This window comes from Soehngenia saccharolytica DSM 12858, assembly GCF_059568515.1.
The window spans coordinates 1-26,120 of the sequence record NZ_JCANTN010000004.1 but is presented as its reverse complement, the minus strand read 5'-3'; the positions used below and the strand labels follow the sequence as shown (position 1 = coordinate 26,120).

22 protein-coding genes are annotated in these 26,120 nt (G+C 34.5%); 4 read left to right on the top strand and 18 right to left on the bottom strand.

Going from position 1 to position 26,120, the window contains the following annotated elements; genetic code table 11:
* The first annotated feature begins 112 nt into the window (after positions 1-112).
* The gene (locus tag BO51_RS01875) at positions 113-1,225 is read left to right on the top strand and encodes a chromate transporter (protein ID WP_496483422.1); all 1,113 of its coding nucleotides are present in this window, start codon (positions 113-115) and stop codon (positions 1,223-1,225) included.
* 38 nt (positions 1,226-1,263) lie between these two features.
* On the opposite strand, the gene BO51_RS01870 is transcribed toward BO51_RS01875, so the two are convergent.
* The 3 genes from BO51_RS01870 to BO51_RS01860 form a co-directional block, all read right to left on the bottom strand.
* Positions 1,264-5,097 (bottom strand): S8 family serine peptidase, encoded by a 3,834-nt coding sequence (locus BO51_RS01870; protein ID WP_496483420.1) that lies wholly within the window; start codon positions 5,095-5,097, stop codon positions 1,264-1,266.
* Between the two features lie 89 nt (positions 5,098-5,186).
* On the bottom strand, positions 5,187-7,040 hold the full coding sequence (locus BO51_RS01865; protein ID WP_496483418.1) for an ABC transporter ATP-binding protein: 1,854 nt from the start codon (positions 7,038-7,040) through the stop codon (positions 5,187-5,189).
* On the bottom strand, positions 7,033-8,766 hold the full coding sequence (locus BO51_RS01860) for an ABC transporter ATP-binding protein (protein ID WP_496483416.1): 1,734 nt from the start codon (positions 8,764-8,766) through the stop codon (positions 7,033-7,035). Before BO51_RS01860 ends, BO51_RS01865 begins: the two co-directional genes overlap by 8 nt.
* A 124-nt stretch (positions 8,767-8,890) precedes the next feature.
* Here BO51_RS01860 and BO51_RS01855 point away from each other — a divergent pair, with 124 nt between their 5' ends.
* From BO51_RS01855 to BO51_RS01845, 3 genes are read left to right on the top strand one after another with little or no spacing between them, the layout of a single operon-like run.
* Entirely contained in the window at positions 8,891-9,958 is a 1,068-nt protein-coding gene (locus BO51_RS01855) for a helix-turn-helix domain-containing protein (RefSeq protein WP_496483415.1), read from the top strand.
* A gap of 9 nt (positions 9,959-9,967) precedes the next feature.
* Positions 9,968-11,233: a DUF1576 domain-containing protein gene (locus BO51_RS01850; RefSeq protein WP_496483413.1), complete on the top strand. Its 1,266-nt coding sequence runs from the start codon at positions 9,968-9,970 to the stop codon at positions 11,231-11,233.
* Positions 11,226-11,564: a hypothetical protein gene (locus tag BO51_RS01845; RefSeq protein ID WP_496483411.1), complete on the top strand. Its 339-nt coding sequence runs from the start codon at positions 11,226-11,228 to the stop codon at positions 11,562-11,564. Before BO51_RS01850 ends, BO51_RS01845 begins: the two co-directional genes overlap by 8 nt.
* Before the next feature lie 18 nt (positions 11,565-11,582).
* Here BO51_RS01845 and pepF read toward each other — a convergent pair whose 3' ends face one another.
* The 15 genes from pepF to BO51_RS01770 all read right to left on the bottom strand — a co-directional run bounded on the left by pepF (position 11,583) and on the right by BO51_RS01770 (position 25,739).
* Positions 11,583-13,397 carry an oligoendopeptidase F gene (pepF, locus tag BO51_RS01840; protein ID WP_496483409.1) on the bottom strand — a complete coding sequence of 605 codons (1,815 nt, stop codon included), beginning with the start codon at positions 13,395-13,397 and terminating at the stop codon, positions 11,583-11,585.
* Positions 13,398-13,497: 100 nt separating this feature from the next.
* Complete coding sequence (gene htrA, locus BO51_RS01835; RefSeq protein ID WP_496483407.1) at positions 13,498-14,742, bottom strand: serine protease HtrA; 1,245 nt, start codon at positions 14,740-14,742, stop codon at positions 13,498-13,500.
* 78 nt (positions 14,743-14,820) lie between these two features.
* Entirely contained in the window at positions 14,821-15,579 is a 759-nt protein-coding gene (locus BO51_RS01830; RefSeq protein WP_496483405.1) for an exodeoxyribonuclease III, read from the bottom strand.
* A gap of 14 nt (positions 15,580-15,593) precedes the next feature.
* Positions 15,594-16,451 (bottom strand): tRNA 2-thiocytidine biosynthesis TtcA family protein, encoded by an 858-nt coding sequence (locus BO51_RS01825; protein WP_496483403.1) that lies wholly within the window; start codon positions 16,449-16,451, stop codon positions 15,594-15,596.
* Positions 16,452-16,497: 46 nt separating this feature from the next.
* Complete coding sequence (ychF, locus tag BO51_RS01820; protein ID WP_496483401.1) at positions 16,498-17,586, bottom strand: redox-regulated ATPase YchF; 1,089 nt, start codon at positions 17,584-17,586, stop codon at positions 16,498-16,500.
* Positions 17,587-17,693: 107 nt separating this feature from the next.
* A complete protein-coding gene (gene arcC, locus BO51_RS01815; protein ID WP_496483399.1) occupies positions 17,694-18,638 on the bottom strand; it encodes a carbamate kinase in 945 nt (314 codons plus the stop codon).
* 14 nt (positions 18,639-18,652) lie between these two features.
* The gene (gene argF, locus BO51_RS01810; protein ID WP_496483397.1) at positions 18,653-19,648 is read right to left on the bottom strand and encodes an ornithine carbamoyltransferase; all 996 of its coding nucleotides are present in this window, start codon (positions 19,646-19,648) and stop codon (positions 18,653-18,655) included.
* A gap of 13 nt (positions 19,649-19,661) precedes the next feature.
* Positions 19,662-20,882 carry an arginine deiminase gene (gene arcA, locus BO51_RS01805; RefSeq protein ID WP_496483395.1) on the bottom strand — a complete coding sequence of 407 codons (1,221 nt, stop codon included), beginning with the start codon at positions 20,880-20,882 and terminating at the stop codon, positions 19,662-19,664.
* Positions 20,883-20,988: 106 nt separating this feature from the next.
* Entirely contained in the window at positions 20,989-21,570 is a 582-nt protein-coding gene (locus tag BO51_RS01800; protein ID WP_496483393.1) for a TlpA family protein disulfide reductase, read from the bottom strand.
* Positions 21,571-21,582: 12 nt separating this feature from the next.
* Entirely contained in the window at positions 21,583-22,272 is a 690-nt protein-coding gene (locus tag BO51_RS01795) for a cytochrome c biogenesis CcdA family protein (protein WP_496483391.1), read from the bottom strand.
* Between the two features lie 78 nt (positions 22,273-22,350).
* Positions 22,351-23,130 (bottom strand): family 1 encapsulin nanocompartment shell protein, encoded by a 780-nt coding sequence (locus BO51_RS01790; protein WP_496483389.1) that lies wholly within the window; start codon positions 23,128-23,130, stop codon positions 22,351-22,353.
* A 12-nt stretch (positions 23,131-23,142) separates the two neighbouring features.
* Complete coding sequence (locus tag BO51_RS01785; protein ID WP_496483387.1) at positions 23,143-23,484, bottom strand: encapsulin-associated ferritin-like protein; 342 nt, start codon at positions 23,482-23,484, stop codon at positions 23,143-23,145.
* A gap of 69 nt (positions 23,485-23,553) precedes the next feature.
* Entirely contained in the window at positions 23,554-23,982 is a 429-nt protein-coding gene (locus BO51_RS01780; protein WP_496483552.1) for a peroxiredoxin, read from the bottom strand.
* Positions 23,983-24,017: 35 nt separating this feature from the next.
* Positions 24,018-24,470, bottom strand: coding sequence for a GNAT family N-acetyltransferase (locus tag BO51_RS01775; protein WP_496483385.1), 453 nt, complete (start codon positions 24,468-24,470; stop codon positions 24,018-24,020).
* 72 nt (positions 24,471-24,542) lie between these two features.
* Positions 24,543-25,739, bottom strand: a complete 1,197-nt coding sequence (locus tag BO51_RS01770; protein ID WP_496483383.1) for a dicarboxylate/amino acid:cation symporter — start codon at positions 25,737-25,739, stop codon at positions 24,543-24,545.
* Positions 25,740-26,120: the final 381 nt, after the last annotated feature.

Genomic DNA, 26,120 nt, shown 5'->3' with positions numbered 1-26,120 from the left:
TTTTAAAAAAATATGCGTAACATGTGTTACTAAAAATAAATTTTACATAGATTTTATGAATTATTTTGTTATTGCCACAGCAATTTTGGTATATATTGATTGAGGTGAATATATGGAAAATAAGGAATATGATCTTTTATCAAAGCAGGAAAAAAATAGAAGACAGTTAGATATAACTAAAACGTTTCTCAAATTGGGTTTCTTGGCTTTCGGTGGACCAGCAGCTCATATCGCCATGCTTGAGGAAGAAGCTGTCACTAAGAAAAAATGGCTTGATAGAGAAAAATTTATGGATTTCTTTGGGGCTACTAACTTGATTCCAGGACCTAATTCCACTGAAATGGTAATAATGGTTGGATATGAGCATGGAGGTGTTTTAGGTCTTATAAATGCAGGGGTTTCTTTTATACTTCCTGCAATGCTTATAGTGTTGTTATTTGCAACTTTTTATGTAAATTATGGGACTCTACCACAAGTTGGCGCAATATTAGACGGAATAAAGCCCGTAATCATGGCAATCATCTTAACCGCTCTTTATAGACTGTTTAGAACCGTCGTTGATTCCAGGAAGAAAATAGTATTTGGATTGATCGCAGCGCTATTTTATTATCTTGGTTTAGCTGAAATAGGTCTAATATTAACTATTGGGATTCTCATGATGTTGTATGACAACAGAACAAGACTAAAGGACAAGCTGTTTAGCATATCTTTGCCGATGATATTTTTTGTATTTTTAAAAATCGGCGCATTCTTATATGGAAGCGGATATGTATTGTTGGCTTTCTTAGAGTCCGAGTTTGTAGAAAAAAGGGCTTTGCTTACAACTACACAATTGCTTGATGCTGTTGCTGTAGGACAATTCACACCAGGTCCTGTTTTTACCACTGCAACTTTTATAGGGTATTTGTTGGGAAGTTTCCCTGGTGCAATATTGGCAACTATAGGAATCTTCTTGCCTGCGTTTGTGGTGGTTTATTTAATAAAGCCCCACATTCAAACGCTAAGAAATTCAGTGTATTTTTCAAGCATACTAGATGGCGTGAATATTGCTTCTTTGGTAATGATGGCTTTTGTAAGCATAAATCTTGGGATTGCTTCCCTTTTTAATCCCGTTACTGTAGCCATATTTTTGGTAAGTCTTATCCTGATGACAAGGTTTAAAGTCAACAGCGCTATTTTGATTATATTAGGAGGATTAATTAATTTCATAATATCAGTTTTATAAAACAAACCTCAGGTTAGCCCTGAGGTTTGTTTTAATATCTAATGCTTATTTATTTTATATTCTCTTATCGTTTTATTCCCCGCATCATCCACTGCTTCAATAACTATATCGTTTTTTCCTTTATTTAGTTTAAGTTCATATTCAACAATATACTCAGCTGAATCTAATTCATCAAAATACGACCAATCTGGAGATATGTTTGTGAGTATGTTTTGATTTAAATAAACCTTTAAGCTTGGAAGATTATCTTTAACTCTAGCTCTTATGGTTATAGTATCAGCCTTTGTTTGACTAGGAATAGCCTCAATCAATTCAATAGTTGGAGCAGTGGTGTCTATAAATATCTTGTGTGCGAAGTTGATCAGGTTGCCGGCACCATCAAGCGCTTCAACATTTATAGAGTGGAAGCCATCTTTCAACAATAGCTCTATACTAAAATTCCATTGATTATGTGCTTCATCCCAAACTAAATTAACAGGGTTCCCTTGGACTTTTAGATAATCAATATTGGATTCATCTTTAACATATCCTGATAGAGTTACTTTATTGCTTTTCAACAGGTCAAAGAAAGCTGGTGTTTTAACCATTACTGTTGGTATAGTTGTGTCATTCTCTACTGGCATTAGAGGCTCTTCGTATTTAAATTCTTCTGGAATTTCAGGCATTTCAGGCACTTGTGGTTCTTGAGGAGTGCCTTTATCTTTCTTTGGAGGATTTACGCCTTTAAATACCTTTTCTAATGATTTAACTGTGTAGTTGTTTGCAAAATCAACCACTAAAACCTCTGACTTCATGCCATATGGTACGTCTGTTAAGTCAAATACTCCATCCAGTGATTGGCTAACCAGCTGGCCTTTTGTATATAGTTCATAAATGAATATCTGATTGCCATTGTCATTTGCTGTTACAGTAAGTTTATTCTCAGTTTCATCATACACTACATCTTCTATTACTGGTTTTGTGTTGTCCAGTTTCACTGGAAAAGTATAAACTTGCCAATCAGCATTTGGATAGTCCACTTTTGCTTTTATTTCATAATAATACTGTCCATCTTTTGATAATTTGTTGTTTATTGTACCATCCCAACCCCAGTCGCCATAGGATGTAAAATATGGGTCACTTGCATCATAATAGTTTTTCCTTAAATTAGTCTGCTTTGCTAATTCACGAACTACATTCATTTCTTCATCAAGAATATTTATCTCAAAGTCTTTTGCATTTCTTAAAAAGCTCAATATTGGAACTACTGTATCATATACACCATCGTTATTTGGAGAGAATGAAATATTATTTTCATCAATATTTCCCAATGCATCAAAACCAAGAAAATAATAAGTTTCATCTATTTCGTTTAACCATGCTAAAGCTGTCACTCCATAAAATGGATTCCCTTCTATATCATAAATGCTGTCATCTAATATAGGTGCTTTATCCCATTCGCCAAAAAATCCCATGTACGGAATGCTTAAGCTCGGATTTTCATCTGCTACATCGTTAAATGTAATAAATCCTTCTATAAATGTCCCATTGGGGAATATATACTCTAGTGGTACATTGTAGAACCAGTCTACAGCTTTGGATAAATCGATAGTAACTAGCACATCATTATGACCATTCGCAGGAACATTGACTATATCTTGACTGAATGCGATAGGAAACTCTCCAGTCCAATAACCATTTGGCCCGTTTTCTTCAACGGTATCAGCTATATATACACCTTGAGATTCTAAATAATTATAATCAGCATCTGCTAAATCAGTCTGGACTGTTCCTTTCAAATTATAAGAAATGTCTTTATCACTAAAATTTTGAATTCTTACTACAAAACTTGACAAATAACTGATTTCCCCTAATTCAACTTTGCTGACTCCTGTTGAAGGATCTACAACTATCGCAGGTGTTATGCTTGCACTTAACAAGTCCATCGTGCCTGATCCTTGTCTTCTAGGTGAGGTATAATTGTAATCAGTTAGACCATAATATGAATTATACAATCCCTTGTCTCCTAATGGTTTTGCTGTACTCATGATCAAATTTTTTGCTAATTTTGCTCTTTCTTCTCCTTCTAATGCGAATTCTTCATCTACTCTTTGTAAAATCAAACTACTTCCACCTGCAACATGTGGCGCTGACATAGATGTACCGCTCATCGATTGATATTTATTATTCTGAGCAGTAGAGTATATAGCTCCCCCAGGTGCTGTAATCTCAGGTTTAAATCCTAAATTCGGAGTCGTACCCCAAGATGTAAAATCTGACATTTTCCCGGAATTTGGGTTTAGCGTGAGCATTGTTTTATCAGTAAATTCTACAAACTTTTCTTGTAAAGATAATAGCTTAAGTCCGCCACTGTTTCCAATAAACATAGCTGGTATTGTTTGATCATCTGGAGTAGCCATGTTTACAAGAGCCTCTCCTCCTGTTTGATGATTATATACTATAATCCCTATTGCGCCAGCTTTTTGTGCATTAGAAATCTTGTCTACGAAATTTGGAGTTAGACCGCCTCTGACTACTAATGCTATTTTCCCTGCTACATTTGTCAATTCACTAGGGTCTCCTGAACCTCCATCTACATATTCTACCGATCCATCATAATAATCGATTGGATCAAATTTACCAGCTACAGCCATAGCTATATAATTTTCTAATCCATTTTCTATATAAGTCAAAGTCCTAGACATCTGATGAGTGTTTTCTATGGAAGCTACTTGAAGTGAATCATATGCCAATCCAGGAGAGCCAACAACACCTATGTCTGGATTTGAAGTATATGGATCATCCCAGCCGTTTCCAAATCTTGCTGAGTTGCCAGCAGATACTGCACATACTACTCCGTTTTCTACAGCATTTTTTATTGCAACTTGCTCTAGATCTTCTTCATCAACAAATGAAGCTGTCGAGCCCAAACTCATGTTTATTACATCTGCTCCAAGTGCTACTGAATCATCTATAGCTTTTACAATTATATCGCCATAGGTGGTTGAAAGTGCTGGATTATTCCCGAATACTTTCATAGCTAGTATTTGTGCTTCTTTCGCTACTCCTTGTACCCCTCCATTTTCTTCATTGCCATTCGCTGCAGCTATTCCAGCTACATGCATGCCGTGCTCTGAAGCATCTGGTCCTAAATCGAGGATTTCTTGGTTTTTGTCCATATAATTATATCCATAAGGAACTTTTATAGTTCTAAATGTTCCTGGAAAACCAGTTAGATCGATTGTGTACTGGATTTTAGCTTTTTCAGGGTTTGACAATACCATATCTCTATGATTGGCATCAACCCCTGTGTCAATGATTGCTATTACTGTCCCTTCTCCGTTATAGTCTAAATTCTCCCAAACTTCTCTAGCATTTATAATATCTTTGCTTGTCACAAGTTCTGGCTTTGGCCTTTCGTATTCATTCACTAGACTTACTTTTTTTACATCGTTTAATTTCTCGATTGCTTTGGCTTCTCCATAGGTTGTTTCGATGCTAAAGCCATTTACAACATTTGTGAAGCTCTCTAGTTCTTTAAATTTTATTCCATTTTGCTTCATCAAATCTTTTAGTGCCTTTTGCTCAGCTTTAATCTCGTCTTTGATTTGTTTCTTTAAGTTCTTATCTAATTTATTAAAATCTTTCTTGCTTAAAGTAGCATAATAAATAATCGGTTCTTTTTCTAGTTCTACTGCTACTCTTACTACATCTGAATCTTCAAATGCTTCATCATGTTTTTGGGATAGAGATTTTGCAGGATCTAAAATTTGTTTTTGATGTTGCCTTAAGCTTTCTAACTCTTGAAGTGGTGGTGCTGCTGATGAGAAATTCACACTGGTAAGCAAAAAAATCAGTACTACTGCAAATGAGACAAACCGTTTTATATACAAAAAAACCCCTCCTTTTCAATCAATTTTACCCATGTTTTGAATATTTAAACTTTTTAACTGAAAAAATAAACGCTGAAATATTTCAGCGTTTATGCAGCAAATTGGCTATTGTAAAGATCAGCATAGAATCCATTTAGTTTCATCAATTCTTCATGCGTACCTTGTTCTATTATTTGCCCGTTATTCATCACTAGTATTATGTCAGCATTTCTTATTGTGGAAAGTCTATGAGCTATTACAAAGCTAGTTCTTCCTTTCATCAATACATCCATTCCCTTTTGAATTAAAATTTCAGTTCTCGTATCTACACTTGATGTGGCTTCATCTAATATCAATATAGTTGGATTTGCAAGTATTGCCCTAGCTATTGTCAATAGTTGTTTTTGTCCTTGAGAAATATTCGATATTTCTTCATTTAACACAGTGTCATATCCCTTTGGCAGAGTCCTGATAAAGTGATCTGCTTGAGCTAGTTTTGCAGCTCTTATTATCTCTTCGTCAGTTGCATTTTCTTTGCCATATGCAATGTTTTCTTTGATTGTACCGTTGAATAGCCATGTGTCTTGAAGTACCATTGCAAAGAGTCTTCTAACTTCTTCTCTTTTCATCTCTTTAGTGTTTACACCATCAATGAGTATAGCACCATCATCAATTTCATAAAATCTCATTAATAAGTTTACAATAGTGGTCTTACCAGCACCTGTAGGTCCTACAATAGCAACAGTTTGCCCAGGAGATACATGTATGTTCATGTCTTTTATTAGAGGCTTGTCTTTTGAATATCCAAATGTTACATTCTTAAATTCTACTTCTCCTTTTGGATTTTCTAATTTAACTACTTTGTGGCTTTCGTCATCCTCTTCCTGTTCATCCAGCAATTCAAAAACTCTTTCAGCAGAAGCTACTGTTGATTGCAAGATGTTTATGATTTCTGCAGTTTGAACAATCGGTTGAGTAAATTGTCTTGTGTACTGCATGAAGGCTTGTACTGCTCCTATTGTTATATTTCCTCTCAAGACAAATATGCCACCTACTACCGCTACAAACACATATCCGATATTGTTTACAAGTGACATCAAAGGCATGATTATGCCTGATACAAATTGTGCTTTCCAAGCGTGGCTGTAAAGTCTTTCATTTATTTCATTGAATTCTTCAATGAATTGATTTTCTCTTCCATATGCTTTTACTGTTACATGCCCAGTGTAGCTTTCCTCAACATGTCCATTTAATTCACCCAAAGCATTTGCTTGTTTTGAAAAATACACTTGAGATCTCTTTGCTATATTTTTTGTGATCAATATGCTAAGTGGTATTGTAACCAGTGTAATCAATGTAAGCATAGGGCTTATTATTAGCATCATTACAAAGATTCCGATAAAGGTTAAAGCAGATGTTATCAGTTGTGTGATTGATTGTTGCATAGTCGAGATGATCGTATCTATGTCATTTGTGACTCTGCTTAAAATTTCTCCAACAGTTTTCGAGTCAAAGTATTTTAATGGTAGTCTGTGGATTTTCTCGTTGGCTTGTTTTCTTAAGTCATATCCTAATCTCTGCGATACGCCAGCCATTAAAAATTGTTGAAAATAACTAAATATGGCTGCTATTAAATATATGCCAATCAGCACAAAGATAGTATTCTTTATGAAGTTAAAGTCAATTGGCGCACCTGTCTTTACTGAGTTATATAAAGAAGTTGTAATTCTACCAATAATACTTGGACTTAATACTGTAAATACTGTCGCACCTATTGCCATGATTATGACCAGTATCATCTTGAACTTATATGGCTTTAAATAGCCAGCAAGTCTTTTTACACTCCCCGAAAAGTCTTTTGGCTTTTCAAGTGTTGCAAATCTACCTCCTTGACCTTGGCCTCTAGGTTGCACTGTTTCCCTAGATTTTCTTTTACTTTCAGTTTTATTGTTTTCTTCACTCATCTTTTAATGCCTCCTCTCCAAGCTGAGACTGAGCGATTTCCCTATATACTTCGCAAGTTTTTAATAATTCTTTGTGATTTCCCATTCCAACAATTTCTCCATCGTCCAAAACTACAATTGTCTCTGCATCCATGATAGTCGATATTCTTTGTGCGACTATTAATACTCCTGAATTCTTAGTAACTTTTTTGAGCTCTTCCCTGAGTATTTTGTCCGTTTTAAAATCAAGCGCAGAAAAACTGTCGTCAAATAAATAGAAATCAGGTCTTCTAACTATAGCTCTTGCAATAGAAAGCCTTTGTTTTTGACCTCCTGAAAGATTTTTCCCACCTTGAGAAATTTCATAATCTAGTCCTTCTTTATTTTTCATTACAAAATCATAAGCTTGAGCTATTTTTAGTGCTTCGATGATCTCTTCATCAGTTGCGTCTTCTTTGCCCATCTTTATATTGTCTCTAATAGTACCTGTGAATAACACAGTTTTTTGTGGAACCAATGAAAAATGTTTTCTTAACTCATCTTGTGTTATATCTTTTATATTTTTACCGTTTAATAAAATTTCTCCACTGGTTGGGTTGAAAAATCTCATTATAAGGTTTAATATAGTTGATTTCCCGCTGCCTGTCCCTCCTATGATTGCAGTGGTTTCTCCTTTTTTTACTTTGAAGCTGATGTCTTTAACAGCTGGTGTTTCTGAGTCAAAATAATTGAAAGTGACATTTCTTAGTTCTAGAATATCTCCATCTTTATTTTCGGGTAAATTATCAGTTCCATCTACTATTTCCGATTCTAGTTCGAGGACTTCATTAACTCTAGCTGCTGAAGCGCTAGCTCTTGGAAACATTATGAAAATAACTGATACCATTATTAGAGAAAACATAATCTGCATTACATATTGTATAAATGCCATAAGTTCCCCTACTTGCATGTTTCCTGTGTCAATTAAATTGCTTCCAAACCAAATAACTGCAACATTTGTGAAATTGAGTATCATCATTATTATTGGCATTACTAGAGTCATAAGTCTTGTGACTTTCAAAAAAGTTTCTGTCAAGTCTCTATTGGCTTTTTCAAATCTCTTTTTCTCATAGTCAACTTTGTTGAAAGCTCTTATTACCCTTATGCCTGACAATTCCTCTCTCATTGTTTTGTTGATTCTGTCGATTTTTTCTTGAATTATCTTAAATAGTGGAAACCCTATTCTTCCAATTATCGCTATCACCATTATTAATAACGGTCCTGATATAAAAAGTATTCTCGATAGAGTTGAGTTGGTCGAAAACGCCATCACAAACCCACCTATCAGCATCAAAGGAGCTCTTACCATCATTCTCATGGACATTATCGCAACTTGCTGCATTTGATTGATGTCATTTGTAGTTCTTGTTATTAAAGAAGATGTTCCTATTTTCTCCATTTCATTCAATGAGTAGCCTTCCGCTTTTGTAAATATCATTCTCCTTAAGTCTCTGCCAAATCCTGTAGCTGCCTTAGAAGAAAGATATGCTGATACTATCATCGAGCATGTTCCTATTATGGCAAATATGATCATCTTTAGCCCTGTGGTTAGTATATAGTTTAAGTTTCCTTTTACAACGCCTTTGTCTACTATATTTCCCATTAGTCTCGGTAAAAACAATTCACACAAGACTCCAATCATTGTAAAAGTTAAAACTCCAACTACATTTTTCCAATAAGGCTTTAAATTTTTTAAAAGTTTAATCATTTACATACGCTCTCCTTATTTTGTCTAGTCTGTTTGTTTATTCTGTCATTTTAGGGTATAATATAAAAGTATAAAAACGATTATAGCAAATAAAATTTTGTTTTTCAAGGTGAGGAGGTTTACCATGCAATTGTCTATTGGTAGCACTATAAAAAAATTAAGAGAGAATAAAGGTTTAAGTATTGAGGAATTTGCTCATGGATTAGGTGTGCCTAAAGAAGTCGTTGAGATGTGGGAAAATAATTCAGCATACCCAGATATAACTCTCCTATCATCTATAGCAAGACTTTTGGGAACAACTATTGACTCACTCTTGATGTTTGAAACCGAACTTACTCCAGAAGACGTGAACAACATATACAAAATATGCGCTGAAAAATTTGCCACTTCAGACTATTATGAAGCTATGAAAATGTGTGAACAATATCTAGAGGAATATCCCGATAGTCTTTTCCTAAAATTTAGAATAGGAAGTCTTTTACAAGAGTACATCCAGTTGGCCCACACAGAAGAAGAAGCGGATAGAATGTTAAATCGCTCTATTCAATTATTGGAAGAAGCATCTAAAATAGGTGACCTCGAAGTAAAACAAGCTGCACTATATGTGTTGTCAAGTCTTTACACAATGAAAGGCGAATATGAAAAAGCAATTGATCTATTAAATACTTTGCCAAAGATCAGTGTAAATACTGGATTCATGCTCTCAACTATATATTCTATCACAGGAGATAGCGAAAAAGCTAAAAAAATAGAGCAAGAGAGCCTTTTTAATAATATAAACAATTCTATAATTTCTTTGGCAAGTCTCTGGGGTATTGCTCTTAAAGATAGAGATTTTGAATATGCTTTGGATTTGGCAAACCTTCAAAGAAAAATTATAATGGATTTTGAATTGGAGGGTTACCTTCTAGGCAACAATATATTGATGTTCGCTGACACTTTTGCTGTCATGAAAGACAAGGATAAAACTCTCAACTATATAGATAAGTATGTCAATTGGATTTTAAAAACTTATGAAGACAAATTGGATCTTTCTAAGAATAAGTACTTTAATTTAGTTGAGAACTTAACGCCAACAATGAGCTACGAATATAACAAGCAGAACTTCATTAGTTCAGTTGTTAAAAATCCCGAATATGATTTTATTAAATATACAGATAAGTACAAAAAAATTATGGGAAGGATATTTTAAGGATTTGTTATGCAAAAATTATTCAACAAGGATAATGAAAAATATTTAAAATATATAGTTTTGTTATTTTACAGCATATTGCTTATTTTTAGTTCCTTCTTGTTTAATACACCTTCAGAGGTGTTCAATGGGTTAAAGACGATAGTAGAGCATCCAGATTTGTTAATAGTGGATTATTTTGAAGTTGCAAATATAGGTGCTGCGTTATTCAATAGCGGCATAGTAATGTTGACATTGCTGGCTATCGTTATGGTGCAAAATATAGATCCAAATGGTCCAGTCATATCTGCTCTTTTTACAGTTGCTGGTTTTTCAATGTTTGGAAAGAACATAATAAATGTCTCAAGCATAATTTTAGGCGTGTTTATTTACAGCATAATTAAAAAAGAAAAATTCTCAAAATACACAGTAATAGCTTTTTTTAGCACAGCTCTCAGCCCTTTAGTAACGCGAGTGGGTTTCGGAAGTGATTTGTTAGTTCCTTTCAATTATCTATTTGCAATAGTTTCAGGTTTAATAGTTGGATTTATTATGCCTCCTTTAGCAAGCAGTTTTGTGCGATTTCATCATGGATATAGCCTTTACAATGTCGGTTTTACCGCTGGGATATTAGGCATGATGATAGCCTCTTTATTTAGAATGTTCAACATGCCATTAGAGTCCATAAGCGTAGTATATGAAGGTCCTGATGCAAAAATTAAAATTATTATTTTTCTTATATGTCTCAGCATGATAATGCTAAAAATCATATTAACAAGATTTGATTTTCATGGTTATAAAAATCTTGTCAAACGCTCCGGTAGATTGGTCACTGATTTTGTAAGTTTAGATGGATTTGATATCGCAATTTTCAACATGGGTGTTGTTGGATTAATTTGTATGATCTATCTTGATATTATAGGCGCAACCATAAATGGGCCCACTATAGCAGCTGTATTTTCAATAATGGGATTTGGATCTTTTGGAAAACACCCTAGAAACATATTGCCTATAATGTTAGGAGCAATAGTGATGTTAATAATCACGGGCAATGATTTATCTAGCATGAATTCAGTCTTGACTGTTCTCTTTTCAACCACTTTAGCACCTATTGCGGGTGAATTTGGATTGTTGGCTGGTATATTAGCAGGTGGTTTACAAGCATCTTTGGTTTCAAATCTAGCATATCTTCATGCGGGTCTTAATCTGTATAACAATGGCTTCTCTGGAGGGTTTATTGCGGCATTTTTAGTTCCACTAATTACTTCTTTCAGAAAGGATAAGATGGATGAATAAAAATGATTCTATTATGATTAAAATAATGAATGAATTAGTAAATATTTATTTGCATCACGGTTGTGACAATGTAATTATAAATCTAAGATGTACTGAGAAAATGGGTGTAGTAGAATTACAAGGTGCTATAAATAGCATAGAAAAATCTGTTTTAAATGAGCTTAAAATCTCATTAAACACTCCTAGAAGAGATGACACAGAAGAGTATTATTGGGCTTTATTGGGTAGTGACTACTCATCTGAATTAAACTTACTCGATGCAATGGTTGATGAGGGATATGTGAGTTACGAGAATGGAATATTGAAAATAAAAGTCATAAGAAGATTTTAGAGAGGCATTAAGCCTCTCTTATTTTTCATTCTCTATTTCTTCAGTCAATTTTACTATCTCATCAATCAAGCTTCCAATGTATTCGATTGTATTTAATAGAGGTTCTTCAGTTGTGATATCTACTTTTGCCATTAGAGCTAATTCCACTGGAGTTTTTGTACCCCCTGCTTTAAGCACATTTTTCCAATCTTCTACTGCACTTTCTCCTTCTCTTAATATTCTTTGACTTACTTGTGTAGCTATAGTAAGGCCAGCTGAATATGTGTAAGGATATAATCCCATGTAGTAATGTGGCTGTCTCATCCAAGTTAGCTCTGCTCCTTCATTTATTTTTACATCATCTCCCCAGAATTTTTCAAGAGTTTGTCTCTTTAGTTGATTTAATATTTCAGCATTTACGCTTCCACCATTGTCTATAATTTTGTAAACTTCTCTTTGGTAATGAGCTTCTAGTAAGTGGGTTACGAAATTATGATAGTAAGTTCTAGCTATGATACTAGATATTACCCATCGCTTCATCCTCTTGTCAGTTGTATTCTTCATTAAATAATTAGCCATTAACATTTCGTTCATTGTCGATGGTGATTCTATGAAATAAAGTGAAGGTCTAGAATTAAATATGCTTTGGTTTTTATGAGCTAGTGTAAAATGTCCTGCATGTCCAAGCTCATGTGCCAATACAAATACTTCTCTCATTCTCTCTGTCCATGATATGAGTATATACGGATGCGCCCCATAAGGAGATGAGCAGAATGCGCCTGTGGATTTGCCCTCATTTTGAACGAAGTCAATCCATCTTTCATCGAATGCTCTATTTAGCATGTCTACATAGTCTTCTCCCAAGACGCCTAGAGCTCCCAAGATGTATTCTCTTGCTTCTTCTACGCTGATTTGAGGTTCAAAATCAGGATCTACATCTACTTTTAAATCTGCAAATGTCATTTCATCCAAGTTATAGATTTTCTTTAAAAGTTTTGCATACTTTCTCATATGGGGTGCTAGATGTTCCATTATTAAGTCAATCTGTCTATCGTAAAGTTCTCTTTCTACTTCTTGAGGGAATAGCAAGCTATCTATGACTGAGTTGAATCCTCTTAGATCTGAAATTGTCTTTTCTGTCTGTACGTGAGTGTTGTAAGTAGCTCCTATCGTATATTGATAATCTCTCAATTTGTTAGAAAAGGCTTCAAATGCTTTTCTTCTTATCTTTGTGTCCTTTTCATACTCCCATTCTCCTTCGAATAAAACGAAGCTTAAAGGATATTTCTTTCCATCAACTTCAAACTCTCCAAATTTCATATCTGCAAGTTTTGCCATGTTGTATATGTTTTCTGGTGCTTCTAAAGTATTGCTTAAGCTTATTAGAACTCTTTCTGCTTCTTTATGCAATCTATGAGGTTTTTTCCTTAGTATTTCTTTGAGATAACCAGAGTTGTCAGCTGATTGGTTGCTCGCCTGTTCAATTATATCTTTAGGTAAATTTGATATTTCTTCTTCAATAAAGTCAATCTCAGCTAATATTTTAGTAAATGTTGTCATGACTTTAGAATACAGGGTTTGATTGTCCATGTTTGTTTGGTCTTCATTCACTTTTAATGATGCATATGTCGCAAGCCATGTGAATAGCATCTCAAATTCTCTGTATTTATCTAGGCATTCATTTATGTCTTCTGCAGTCTTGAGTTTCCCTTTGTAGTCTCTTATAATGCTCTCTGCGTATTTTTTAGTCTTGTCCAAAGCTTCGTTAAAAGCTTCCTCTGATTTAAAAAGACTTGTCAAATCCCATGTCAAATTCACATCAACTTGATTCCTTTTAGGCAATGCTTTAACCATTTTAACACCCCTCTTATTTCGTTAATCTAAATATTATTATATCAAATTTGTAAAAATATACTAGCAAAAAATACGGCTTATTTAAATAAGCCGTATTTAATTATTTTGATGCTTCTAATGTCACTTCGACTGTTTTCTTTTCTCCATTTCTCAAGATTTCAAGTGATATTTTTTCACCTGGTTTGTATGAGTAAAGGCTGTTTTTTAAGTCGTACATGTCTTCTATGTCTTTGTCGTTCATCTTTGTTATGATATCCCCATTTTGCAATCCAGCTTTGCTTGCAGGGCTATTTGCTTGTACTTCTAGTACAACAACTCCACTCTCAGCTGCCAAATCCACTCCTAGTCCCATTTCATATTCTTCAACAGATACACCTTTTATTCCAATATAAGCCTTTTGATAGGTTCCGGTTTTTATGACTTCTTCGATGATTGGCTTTGCTGTGTTTATTGGAATTGCAAATCCGAGGCCTTCTGCAGAAGATATTTTAGCAGTGTTTATCCCAACCACTTCACCTTTTGCATTGAGCAATGGTCCTCCGCTATTTCCAGGATTTATAGAGGCATCAGTTTGTATTAAGTTTTCAATTACCATATTGTCATCAACTTGAACTGACCTATTTAATCCAGAAATTATCCCACTAGTTACAGTCCTTTGAAATTCAAGTCCTAAAGGATTTCCTATGGCTATGGCTAATTCTCCTACTACCAACGAGTCTGAATCTCCCAAAACTGCCACTGGTAGATTTGTCCTGTTTACTTTTATGATAGCTAAATCCATGTAGTTATCAACCCACACTACTTCAGCATTTACCTTTTCTCCATCTTCAAATAAAACTTGAATTTCTTTTGCGTTTCCATCTGATATTACATGAGAGTTAGTTAGGATATATCCGTCAGCATCTACAATAATACCTGAGCCTACACCGCTAACTAATTGCTGAGTATATAGATAATCTTTGATTTCCACAGTTGTTATCCCGACAACTGAGCTCATGCTCTTTTGTACCACCGCAGATACTGTAGTATAGCTATCATTAGGATTTATGATTATTTCTTGATTGTTGTTGGTATTTGTATTGTTATTTGAAGCAAACATCTTAATCCCAATAAACGAACCTGCTAACCCACTTAATAATGAAATTATCAAAACAACTACTACTAATGATTTCCATTTGAAAGTCATATTTGCAATATTAGCATTGCCTGAATAACTTCTTTCTTCTGCCTTTGGCTCATCATCTTTTATCTTTTCCTTATCGTCATCATTGTATTTGCTTTCAAAAATAATTTCCTGATTTTCAATTTCTTCTTGATTATCACCTTTGAATTCGTCGTCATTCATAACTTGTCCCTCCTTTTTTTACTATTGTAGTCCTTATATGTGAAAATTATATGATAAATTAATGGATAGTTTCTAAAATCACTTTATTTCCAATTCAACAGGGCAATGATCAGAGCCATATATATCTGAGTGTATTTTAGCATCTACAAGTCTATCCTTTAAACTCTCTGATACTAAGAAGTAGTCTATTCTCCAACCTGCATTTCTCTCCCTTGCCTTAGTTAAATAACTCCACCAAGTGTAAGCGCCTTCTTTGTCAGGATAAAAGAACCTGAAAGTATCTATAAATCCAGCCTCTAAGAGTTCAGTGAATTTGTTTCTTTCTTCATCTGTAAAGCCTGCACTTTTTCGGTTTGAACTTGGGTTTTTCAAATCTATCTCTTTGTGTGCTACATTTAAATCTCCACATATTATAACTGGTTTTTTCTTTTCCAATTCTTTTAGAAAATGCCTAAACTCATCTTCCCAAACCATTCTGTATTCAAGTCTTTCTAATTCTGTTTTAGAGTTTGGCGTATATACATTGACTAAATAAAAATCATCATATTCAGCAGTGATTATTCTGCCTTCTTTATCGTGCTCTTCCTTGTTCATGCCATAATTTACGCTTATTGGTTTTACTTTAGTAAATACCGCAGTGCCAGAATATCCTTTCTTTTGTGCAGAGTTAAAATACTTTTCATATTCTTCAAGGTCAACATCTAAATCGAGTTGCCCTTCTTGCATTTTAGTTTCTTGAATGCATAATATATCGGGATTTAGTTTTTTTACAGATTCTATAAATCCCTTTTTCATGATTGCCCTCAAGCCATTTACATTCCACGACACCAATCGCATCATATCATCTCCTTCTAGTATTTATCTAAAAATGAAATTTTTTCTCCGTTTTCTTCATAACCTAAAACTTGGTCTAAGTTCACATTTTGAGCTGCTCTAAAAATTGACATCTCTACATTTTTATTAGTTTCTTTTAGTCTATTGATCAGCGCTTTTATTTCGTATCTCTTATTCCCTATTTTTTTAGCCGCCACCATACAAGCACAGTTTAATGGCCATATTCCGCTTGATTTTATGAATCTCTCAATGTACTTTTCTTCTATCAAATACATAGGTCTAATAAGCTCTAACCCTTCGTAGTTTTGAGATTTCAATTTTGGCATCATAGTCTTAAAGCTTCCAGCATACAATAAATTGAGCATTGTAGTCTCTATGACATCGTTAAAATGGTGACCTAAAGCTAATTTATTGCACCCTAGCTCTTTAGCTTTCCCATAAAGAGCTCCTCTTCTCATTCTAGCGCACATATAGCAAGGATACTCTCCTGCAATTCTATCAGCAACTTCAAATACATTTGCATCAAATACATGTGCAGGTATATTTAAATATTTAAGATTTTCTTCAAGCAATGCCCTTATGTCCTTATGATACCCAGGATCCATTGCGATGAATTCAACTTCAAAATTTTGTTTTCCATATTTTTTGAGTTCTTGAAAAAGCTTCGCCATTAAAAGGCTATCTTTACCTCCAGATATGGCAACGGCAATTTTATCGTTGTCTTCTATAAGTTCATATTCCTTGATTGCTTTGATAAACTTTGACCAAATTGGCTTTCTATATGTCTTTATAATGCTCCTTTCGATTTCTTGTAAAGTTTTTCTTTCGTTTTCCACAATAATTGTCTCACAGTGATTGATTCTTTCACTTGTCATTATTAACTACCCCTCTATCATATTTAAAAGGAGAGTTAAAACTCTCCTATACATTAAATCTAAAATTGATAATATCTCCATCTTCAACAATGTACTCTTTGCCCTCTAGTGTCAGTAGTCCTAATTCTTTTAATTTAACCATGCTCTTGTGTTCCTTTAAATCATTGAATTTACATACCTCAGCTCTGATAAATCCTTTTTCAATGTCAGAGTGAATTTTCCCAGCTGCTTCTTTTGCGGTTGTGCCTTTTCTAATAGGCCAGGCTCTCACTTCATCTTCTCCTGCCGTCAAAAATGATATGAGCCCTAAGTAATCATAAGCTGTCTTTGATAATAGATCTATGCCCGATTCTCTTATATTTAAATCCTCCATGAAAATTTTTCTATCTTCCTCATCCAATTCCCTTAGTTCAAGTTCAGTTTTTACTGAGATCTCTATGATAGGTGTATTTGATGCTTTGCAGTATTCATATAGCTCATCTTTCTTTGGAAAAGTCTTATTAGCTAGTTGATTTTCATCAATGTTTACCACTAGTATCATGGGCTGCTGTGATAAAAATGAAAAAGTCTTTAACACGTCTTTTTCTTCATCAGTTAGCTCTAAATTGTTGAGTAATAGACCATTTTCTAAACATTCTCTGCATTTTTTTAAGACTTCTAATTCCAATAGATTCTCTTTTGTCACTTTTTTAGAAGTTTCAATTCTTTCAATTCTATTTTCTATAACTTGTAAATCGGAAAATAACAACTCTAAATTTAATGTCTCGACATCTCTCATAGGGTCTATGTCCCCTTCTACATGTATCACATTGTCATCATCAAAAGCTCTAACTACATGTACGAGTAAATCTGTTTTTCTGACATTGTCCAAAAATAAGTTTCCAGATCCTTTACCACTTGATGATCCCTTTACCAACCCAGGCACATCAACTACTTCAATTGTGGCATGTGTGGTTTTCTTTGGTTTGTAAAGCTCAGTTAAAAACTGAAGTCTTTCATCTGGAATTTTTGCGATTCCTATATTCGCGTTGATCTTTCCTGTTGCATAACCTGATACTTCTATATTTGAACCTGTCAATAGGTTAAAAAGTGATGTCTTCCCAACAGAAGTTAACCCAACTAATCCTATCTTCATATTTTTTCCCCTTTTCTATATATTATGTAAAAATTGTATCAGTTAATAAGTAATATTTCAATATAATAAAGCACATACACATAAAAAATCGGGGGATATCCCCCGATTTACATTTCTATTACAGTTCCAGACACTCCATCTAGTGCTTCTTTTGCTTTGTATAGAGAAGTAATGATTGCTTTTCTGCCTGGTTTTGATTTTGCAAAGTTTACAGCTGCCTTTACTTTAGGAAGCATGCTGCCTGGTGCAAAATGCCCTTCTTCCATGTATTTAAGCGCTTCTTCTACGCTCATGTGGTCTAAGCTCTTTTGGTCTGGCTTGTTGAAGTTAATAGCAACTTTTTCAACTTCCGTCAAAATCAATAGTATGTCCGCATCCATGTCTTCTGCAAGTCTTTGTGCTGCTAGGTCTTTGTCTATTACAGCCGCTATACCTTCTAGAGATCCATCCTCTTTTTCTATTACAGGAATTCCTCCTCCACCACAGGTTACAGCAATAGTTGTATCCCAAAGTGTTTTTATGGTATCTATCTCAACTATTTTCTTTGGAAGTGGTGAAGGTACAACTCTTCTATATCCTCTTCCAGCATCTTCTTTAACTACATATCCTTTTTCTTCGGCTAATTTTTTAGCTTCCTCTTCTGTGTAGAAAGGCCCGATTGGCTTTGTTGGGTTTTTAAATGCTTCATCGTTTTTATCCACTACAACTTGTGTGATAACTGTTACTACAGGAATATCTCTGCCTCTTTTCTTTAGCGCAAATCTCAAAGCTTGTTGTATATGATATCCAATATAGCCTTGGCTCATTGCACCGCATACATCAAAAGGCATTGGTGGAGTTACATCTTTTGCAGCTTCTGTTGCAAGTAAAATTCTGCCTACTTGCGGTCCATTGCCGTGTACCACCGCAATCTCATATCCTGCCAAAGATATATCTGCAATGTATTCGCTTGTTCTCTTTACTACTTCTAATTGCGCCTCTGCTGTTGAAGGCATTGATTTATCTTCTAATGCGTTTCCTCCTAATGCTACTACTACCCTTGTTGGTCTCACCTTAAATCCTCCTTCTAACCTATTGTTGCTACAATTACTGCTTTTATTGTATGCATTCTATTTTCTGCTTCATCAAAAACAACTGAGTGTCTGCTTCTAAATACTTCATCTGTTACTTCTCTTATATCATAGCCTTGATCCATTTGATCTTTAGCCATTTTGGTTTCAAAATCATGGAAACTTGGCAAGCAGTGCATGAATATGCAGTCATCATTTCCGGTTAATTTGATCATGTCCATGGTTACTTTATATGGAGTCAATAGTTTTACTCTTTCAGGTATTTGTGCTTCTTCTCCCATAGATGCCCAAACATCAGTGTAGATTACATCTGCACCTTTTACTGAATTTATGTCATCTGACAGCTCAATGATTGCACCAGTTTCTTTTGCTACCTCAAGTGCTCTATTCATTGCATCTTTGTCAACTTGGTCTATCAGCTCTTTTGGTCCAAGAGCTACGTAGTGCATGCCCATCTTTGCACATCCATACATCCATGCATAGCTCATATTGTTTCTTACATCACCAGCAAACACTAATTTTACTTTGTTTAAAGGTTTTGCCACATGTTCCTCAATGGTCAATAAATCCGCTAAAATTTGAGTTGGATGATCAACATCAGTCAGTCCATTCCATACAGGAACTCCAGCGTATTTAGCTAAGTCTTCAACAACTTCTTGTTTGTATCCTCTATATTCTATTCCGTCATAAAATCTCCCCAATACTTTAGCAGTATCTTCAAGAGATTCTTTTTTGCCCATTTGAGAACTTGCTGAATCTAAGAAAGTAACATGAGCTCCTTCTTCTAATGCAGCAACTTCAAATGCGCATCTTGTTCTTGTTGATGTTTTTTCGAATAACAATACTATGTTTTTACCTCTTAATACATAGTTGTATATGCCAGCTCTTTTTTTTGCTTTTAAATCATGTGATAAGTCTAATAAATATCTTATTTCCTCTGGAGTAAAATCCATTAGTGTTAAAAAACTTCTCCCTTTTAAATTGACTGCCATGTTTTTCTCCCCCTTATATTTTTTCTCTAATAAAAGGCATACTCATGCATCTAGGGCCGCCTCTACCCCTTGACAACTCTGAGCTCGATATTATATTCAATTTAATGCCTTCCTTATCCAGTATTTCATTTGTCACATAGTTCCTAGAATATACTACCACTTCTCCAGGGGCTATGCAAAGAGTATTTGAGCCATCGTTCCACTGTTCTCTAGCTGCATCTACTACACTCTCTCCACCGCACTTGATAAGTTTTATTCCATTTATTTTTAAGTTTGTCTCCAATATTTCTTTCAATGTTCCTATTTGAGGAGTTATTTTTAAGCTATTTTTGTCTTTTTTCTCTAGAACAAAAGATTTCATCGTATTCTCTATATTTGGATGTATCACAAATTTATCATAATCTACCATAGTAAACACTGTATCCAAATGCATAAATGTCCTTTGTTTTGGGATATCTATTGCAATAATCTTCTCAAATGTAGTTTCGCTTTTAAACACATTTAGTGCAAATTTTTCAATGGCGTTTGCGTTGGTTCTCTGAGAAATTCCAACAGCCAATACTTTGTCATTTAAAACTAGTATATCTCCGCCTTCAATTGAAAATTCCTCTTGTCTTTCGTATAGATGTTGTATTTTTTCATATTTAGGGTGATAGTTAAAAATGTATTTGGCAAACAAAGTTTCTCTATTTCTAGTATGCGTGTTCATTCTGTGGATTGTGACTTTATCGCCTACACATGCAAACGGGTCTCGGGTAAAGTAAAGATTTGGCATTGGATCAATTAAAAACGGGTAATCGCTTTCTAAATACTCTGCTAAATGTATTTTTTTCGTGTTGTCAATTTCAGATTTTCTCACACCCGCCATCATTTTCAATACCATTTCTTTTTTTTCTAAAGATAAGAAATACTCCTTTAATGCGATTATGTTAAACTCTTCTTTTATTCCCGCTTCATAAAGAAACTCTTCTATAAAAGAATTCAACACTTCTTTTTCAGATAGGGATTCCACAACTAAATCTTCTAGATACATGACTTCTACACCCTTTGATTTCAGAGTTTCTGCAAACTCATCATGTTCTTTCTGTGCGATTTTTAAATATGGAATATCGTCGAATAGTAATCTTTCTAAATATTCTGGCATTAAATTTTCTAGCTCATTCCCTGGCCTATGAAGCATGACCTGCCTAAGCCTGCCAATCTCTGAATTAACTTCAATTACAGGATTTTTCAAAATAACTCCACCCTTCTTATATTATATGCAATCGTTAACAATATTATATAAATTAAATAAACTCTTGTCAAACAATTCTAATATTTCTAATATTTCTAATATTTCGCTATTTCTTCATTTCATCGATAAATTCCGTCATCATATCGTAAGTCATCATGCCAGGATACCTCCCGTATATAATGCCATCTTCATCAATAAAATAACTCGTTGGTAAACCTGTGACAAGATAATCGCTCGCAATATCGGTCGTCGCGTCTAAAACCACCGGAAAAGTTATTTTCTTTTGGTCTACATATTCTTTAACCAATTCTTTATCTTCTCCCACATTTACTCCTAATACTACTATGTCTTCGTTTACAGTTGCGAGCTTTTCTAAATCTGGCATTTCGAGATCACAAAATCCACACCAAGTTGCCCAAAAATTCAATAGCACAATTTTGCCTTCAAAGTCGCTTAAACTTATCTCGTTGCCGTCTAAATCTTCCAATGTAAAGTCAATAGCAGGCTCTCCAGAATCTACTTTTGGCATATCATTGATAATTAGATTTCCAACCTCATCATTGTCAGCTGGTGTTTGTGTGTAAACAGGTGTATTATCGTCCGCTTCCTCAGTGTCATTCACAATCCAAACTCCAACAATTGCAACTGCTATAATTACTACCAATACGATTAAAGTCTTCTTTAGCATGTGTTTCTCCTCCTATAGTAACAAACTAGATATAACAACTAATTTATCAAAAAATATCAATACACCAAAAATCACTAAGATTCCTCCGCCTATTACGGGCACTAATTGTAGTGCTTTTTGGTATTTTGAGAGCGCAAGCGTAAATTTTGATATGAACAATGCGGTGAGTATAAATGGAATTGCCATGCCAATAGAATAAATAAACAACAGAATTCCACCTTTTAATACTGAACTATCCATTGATGCCATGAAGAGTATAGAACCAAGCACCGGTCCAAAACAAGGACTCCACCCGCCAGCAAAAGCCATCCCCATGATGGTTGAGCTAAGTATTCCATTTACTTTTTTCGGAGCTTTTAATCGTCTTTCTTTGCTTAAAAAACTAAAATTCAAAACCCCCATGTAGTTAAGCCCAAATATGATTATTATAATTCCACTTAACTTCAAAAATAAGTTTCTATTTTGAGAAAATATTTTTCCAACAAACGAAGCACTCAATCCCATTATTATAAATATAATTGTAAAGCCTATTATAAATCCTAAAGTCCTTTGCAGCACAATCTCCTTATTGTCTCTCGCATCTTCTAAATCTCCTATCCCCGAGATGTACATGATATATGCCGGTATCATTGGCAAAAGACAAGGAGAAAAAAATGACAATAAACCTGCAAAAAAAGCAGAAAAACTAGTAACATCTGTCATAATCAAACCTCCAAAATATTATATATAAAAAAATTATACCCTATACAGGTATGCCTGTATAGGGTATAATTTTAAGTTTTATTCAAATTTCACTACTATATTTGGGTCTAGCACTCTAAATGTGAATGATTCAGTTGCAAAAAACCTAACTTTGTCTTCATCAGCATCTAAGAACCCTATAGCAAAATCTTGTCCTATAGTAAGCTCTAGATCATCTGAATCAAATGGGATTAAGAAAGCTCCTTTAACTGCTTTGGATACATATATTTGCCCATCTATTAATTTTGCTATCTTCTTTTCTAATGGATAGCCTTTGTCGCTTAATATAATATCTTTGTATTGTTCTTCTCCTACTATAAGTGCATATGGTTTAGTGGCATATGCTTCTCTTAGTTGTAAAATACCTTTCCCCACTGCATCTAATATAGATTCTCTATCCTTCCCAAAAGGAATAGCTTTTTTGCCAGCTTTATTTAACCCTTCTATCCCTATATCTTGAAGTCCATAATATATAGCTTTTTCTTCAAATAGAGCTAATTTCTTCATTGCATCTTCCAAAGGTGTTAAGTCTGGATCTTTTGCGCCTCTAACTATGTTGTCCAATTCTTTTCTATCCAACTCAAACTCCACTCTAACTTCAGTAAGAGGTTTTACATCATAGTTAGAATAAAGAATTGCATCTGCTTCCTTTATTTCTTTAAGTCTTCCTTCGCTTACAGCGTTGAAATCCAACCCTTTTGGACCATTTACTCTTACTACTTTTCTAGCTGTAAGGTAGCTTTCAAGAACTTCTTTGGCTCTTTCATCTATTTCTTCCCAAACCTTATCAGATATTGGAGCCATATTTCTATTTAGCATAAATTCTCCCTCCTATTTCATATCTCCTATGCCTAAATCTTTATCTTCGTCTTTTTTCCCCGAGCCACTTTCTTCTACTTCAAGAAGATTTTCTTTAGTGAATAGGTACTTTCTTAAGTTTTCATCCCATACGTCCATATTTCTTCTCAGCCATTCCAAAGTCATGACTGCGTGTTCAATTTCTTCATCTCTATTGTGAGCTAGCACTTCTTTTAAAGTTTCGTCTTCGGTTGCAGATACTCTTTGATTGTACCAGTCTACAGCCTCTATTTCTTCCTTTAAGCTCATTAAAGCCCTTGTGATATTTAATGTTTTCTCATCCATTCTTTCAACTGGTTCATGATATTGCGTCATATATATCCCTCCAAACATTTAATTACCCTCACACTGAATTTACCCATGTAAATAAAAATTAAACAACTACTAAGTTAATTTTTCCTTTATGAATTCTAGTACTTCCTCTGGGTGTGGTCCTGGCTTTACATTTCTGTATTCTTTTACAAGTTCCCCAAATTTATTAAATACAAATGTGCTTCTTTCTATCCCCTTTGTTTCTTTTCCAAACATTTTTCTATTCTTTAGCACGCCAAATTTTTCCAAAACCTCTCCAGTATCATCAGTCAACAAAATAAAATTTAAATCATTCTTTTTCCTAAATTTTTGATGGGACTCCTGAGAATCTCTACTAATGCCGATTATCACAGTGTTGTGTTTTTCAAACTCTTGACTTAGATCCCTAAATCCATTTGCCTCAATTGTTCAGCCAGGCGTGTTGTCTTTTGGATAAAAATAAACCACGACATTTTTCCCTTTGAAATCTTCTAAAGCTAACATTTCTCCAGTGTCAGACATTAGCTTAAAATCGTATTTACCCAAGTTACTCCCTCCTATGAAATTACCATTTTCAACTTATTAACTCTTCTATCGCTTTCAACTAACGATTTTGTTTCTCCAACTTTTATTGCCCCCATTTTTTCATAAAATGGCACTGCCTCATTGGATGCCACAAAATCAAATTCCAAAATTCCTCGATTTTTGCAAAACTCTATTAAATGATCCCAAAGTATTCTCCCATATCCTTTTCTTATATAAGAGGGATCGATATAAAAATATTCCAAAACAACACCTTCGCTATTCTCGATGATGCTGTAAAATCCGATTGCTTTATCATCTTCTTCCAATACAAATGTCGGGTTGTTAATGATATAGTCCTCGCTTACTTTATATACGGCTCTGAAAGTATCAAGAAATTTCTTGTCATAACCCCAATAAGCTTCTGATGCAACAGCCAAATCTGTCAAGACACCAGCTTCGAATGGGTAAGCTCTCCTTATGTTCATATCCACCCCCCCTTTTTAACATTTTATACCCAATACTTAAAAAAAATATAGACCTTAAAGGTCTATATTTTTTTATTCTATATCGATATCGACTAATTTTTCTTTTGGCTCTAATTTGAATCCTGAAATCTTATTTACTATAACAGCTATAGCTCCATCGCCAGTTACATTGCAAGCAGTTCCAAAACTATCTTGAGCTAAATAAAGTGCTATCATCAAAGAGAGCATTGTTTGATCAAATCCCAATACGCTTTCTAATATGCCCAATGCAGCCATGACAGCCCCGCCAGGTACTCCTGGTGCTGCAACCATTGTCACGCCTAATGCCAGTATAAATGCAAAATAAGTTCCAAAACTAATTGGTACATTGTTTAGCATCATGATTGCCATAGAGCAGCTAACAAGTGTAATTGTGCTTCCAGATAAGTGAATCGTTGCACAAAGTGGAATAACAAATTCCGCCACTCCATCATTTACTCCGTTTTTCTTGGTTTGTGCCAATGTAACAGGAATAGTAGCTGCAGATGATTGAGTCCCTATAGCTGTAAGATATGCAGGTATCATCCCTTTTAAGAGTTTAAAAGGATTTGCTTTTGCTATAGAACCAGCAACAGTGTATTGAATGATTAGAATAATTATATGAAGTGCTATAACTAATATGAACACTCTTGAAAATACACTTAAAATCATGGCAGTCTGTCCTGAGAAAGTTAAATTTGCAAATATACCCATGATGTGAATAGGTAAAAGTGGAATAATTATTTCTGATATCAACTTACTGACTATGTTTTGAAACTCATCCATAAAACCTTTTATGTGTTTTGAATCGATAGCAGCCATCCCTATACCTAGAGTAAATGCAATCACAAGAGCAGTCATTACATCCATTATTGGAGGAATGCTTATTTCAATGAAAGATGCAGCCATCGTTTCCTCTCCAATTCCACTTAAGTCAAATGAGCCATTAGTTAAAAATGTTGGCAATACGAGAGAGTTTGCAAAATAAGCAACTGTTCCTGAAAATACAGTTGAAACATAAGCAATGATAGCAGTGAGTGCGAGTATCCTTCCTGCGCCTTTTCCTAATTCTCCAATTCCTGGGGCGATAAAGCCAATGATGATCAGTGGAATTGCAAAGCCTAAAAATTGGCCAAATACTGTGTTGAATGTAGAAAATACTCTCACCAATGCCTCTGGCAAAACCAAGCCAAATATAATACCTAAAATAATTGCAATGATAAGTCTTGGAAGTAATCCTATCTTTTTCATTTTTCTCCTCCTTGTACAATAATAGTCTCTCGGAATACCCCGAGATAGATGGCACAACACTTTGCTATACCATCATTTTTTTCATTCCTCCTATTTTTCAATAGGGTTTTATATCAAAATGCAAGTTTTAAAAATATCCTTGCATTATTTTTATGTTTTTCCAAAAAACACTTGACTTTTCAAAAACGCCCCAATAATCGAGGTGAAGGGATTTTTTCCCTACTAACTGCGATGGGAGTGTTTTTATGAAGCCTGTTTTTGTTCCTCATGAAGCTTACCAAAACTTCGTTTTAAACCAACTTAATAAACATTATTCGGACGGCATCCTTACCCTTGTTTCTAGTGACTGGCCTATTATCACTAAGCTATGGATTACTGATA

Bases quoted from the DNA above. Each gene is read 5' to 3' on its own strand.
- BO51_RS01830 (WP_496483405.1), bottom strand. From the start codon at position 15,579: ATGCGATTGGTGTCGTGGAATGTAAATGGCTTGAGGGCAATCATGAAA.
- ychF (WP_496483401.1), bottom strand. From the start codon at position 17,586: ATGAAGATAGGATTAGTTGGGTTAACTTCTGTTGGGAAGACATCACTT.
- BO51_RS01845 (WP_496483411.1), top strand. From the start codon at position 11,226: ATGAATAAAAATGATTCTATTATGATTAAAATAATGAATGAATTAGTA.
- pepF (WP_496483409.1), bottom strand. From the start codon at position 13,397: ATGGTTAAAGCATTGCCTAAAAGGAATCAAGTTGATGTGAATTTGACA.
- BO51_RS01790 (WP_496483389.1), bottom strand. From the start codon at position 23,130: ATGCTAAATAGAAATATGGCTCCAATATCTGATAAGGTTTGGGAAGAA.
- BO51_RS01825 (WP_496483403.1), bottom strand. From the start codon at position 16,451: ATGACAAGTGAAAGAATCAATCACTGTGAGACAATTATTGTGGAAAAC.
- BO51_RS01850 (WP_496483413.1), top strand. From the start codon at position 9,968: ATGCAAAAATTATTCAACAAGGATAATGAAAAATATTTAAAATATATA.
- BO51_RS01785 (WP_496483387.1), bottom strand. From the start codon at position 23,484: ATGACGCAATATCATGAACCAGTTGAAAGAATGGATGAGAAAACATTA.
- BO51_RS01770 (WP_496483383.1), bottom strand. From the start codon at position 25,739: ATGAAAAAGATAGGATTACTTCCAAGACTTATCATTGCAATTATTTTA.
- htrA (WP_496483407.1), bottom strand. From the start codon at position 14,742: ATGAATGACGACGAATTCAAAGGTGATAATCAAGAAGAAATTGAAAAT.
- BO51_RS01860 (WP_496483416.1), bottom strand. From the start codon at position 8,766: ATGATTAAACTTTTAAAAAATTTAAAGCCTTATTGGAAAAATGTAGTT.
- BO51_RS01855 (WP_496483415.1), top strand. From the start codon at position 8,891: ATGCAATTGTCTATTGGTAGCACTATAAAAAAATTAAGAGAGAATAAA.
- BO51_RS01800 (WP_496483393.1), bottom strand. From the start codon at position 21,570: ATGCTAAAGAAGACTTTAATCGTATTGGTAGTAATTATAGCAGTTGCA.
- argF (WP_496483397.1), bottom strand. From the start codon at position 19,648: ATGGCAGTCAATTTAAAAGGGAGAAGTTTTTTAACACTAATGGATTTT.
- BO51_RS01875 (WP_496483422.1), top strand. From the start codon at position 113: ATGGAAAATAAGGAATATGATCTTTTATCAAAGCAGGAAAAAAATAGA.
- BO51_RS01865 (WP_496483418.1), bottom strand. From the start codon at position 7,040: ATGAGTGAAGAAAACAATAAAACTGAAAGTAAAAGAAAATCTAGGGAA.
- BO51_RS01775 (WP_496483385.1), bottom strand. From the start codon at position 24,470: ATGAACATAAGGAGAGCTTACCCATTCGAAGCTGGTGTCTTGACAGAT.
- BO51_RS01795 (WP_496483391.1), bottom strand. From the start codon at position 22,272: ATGACAGATGTTACTAGTTTTTCTGCTTTTTTTGCAGGTTTATTGTCA.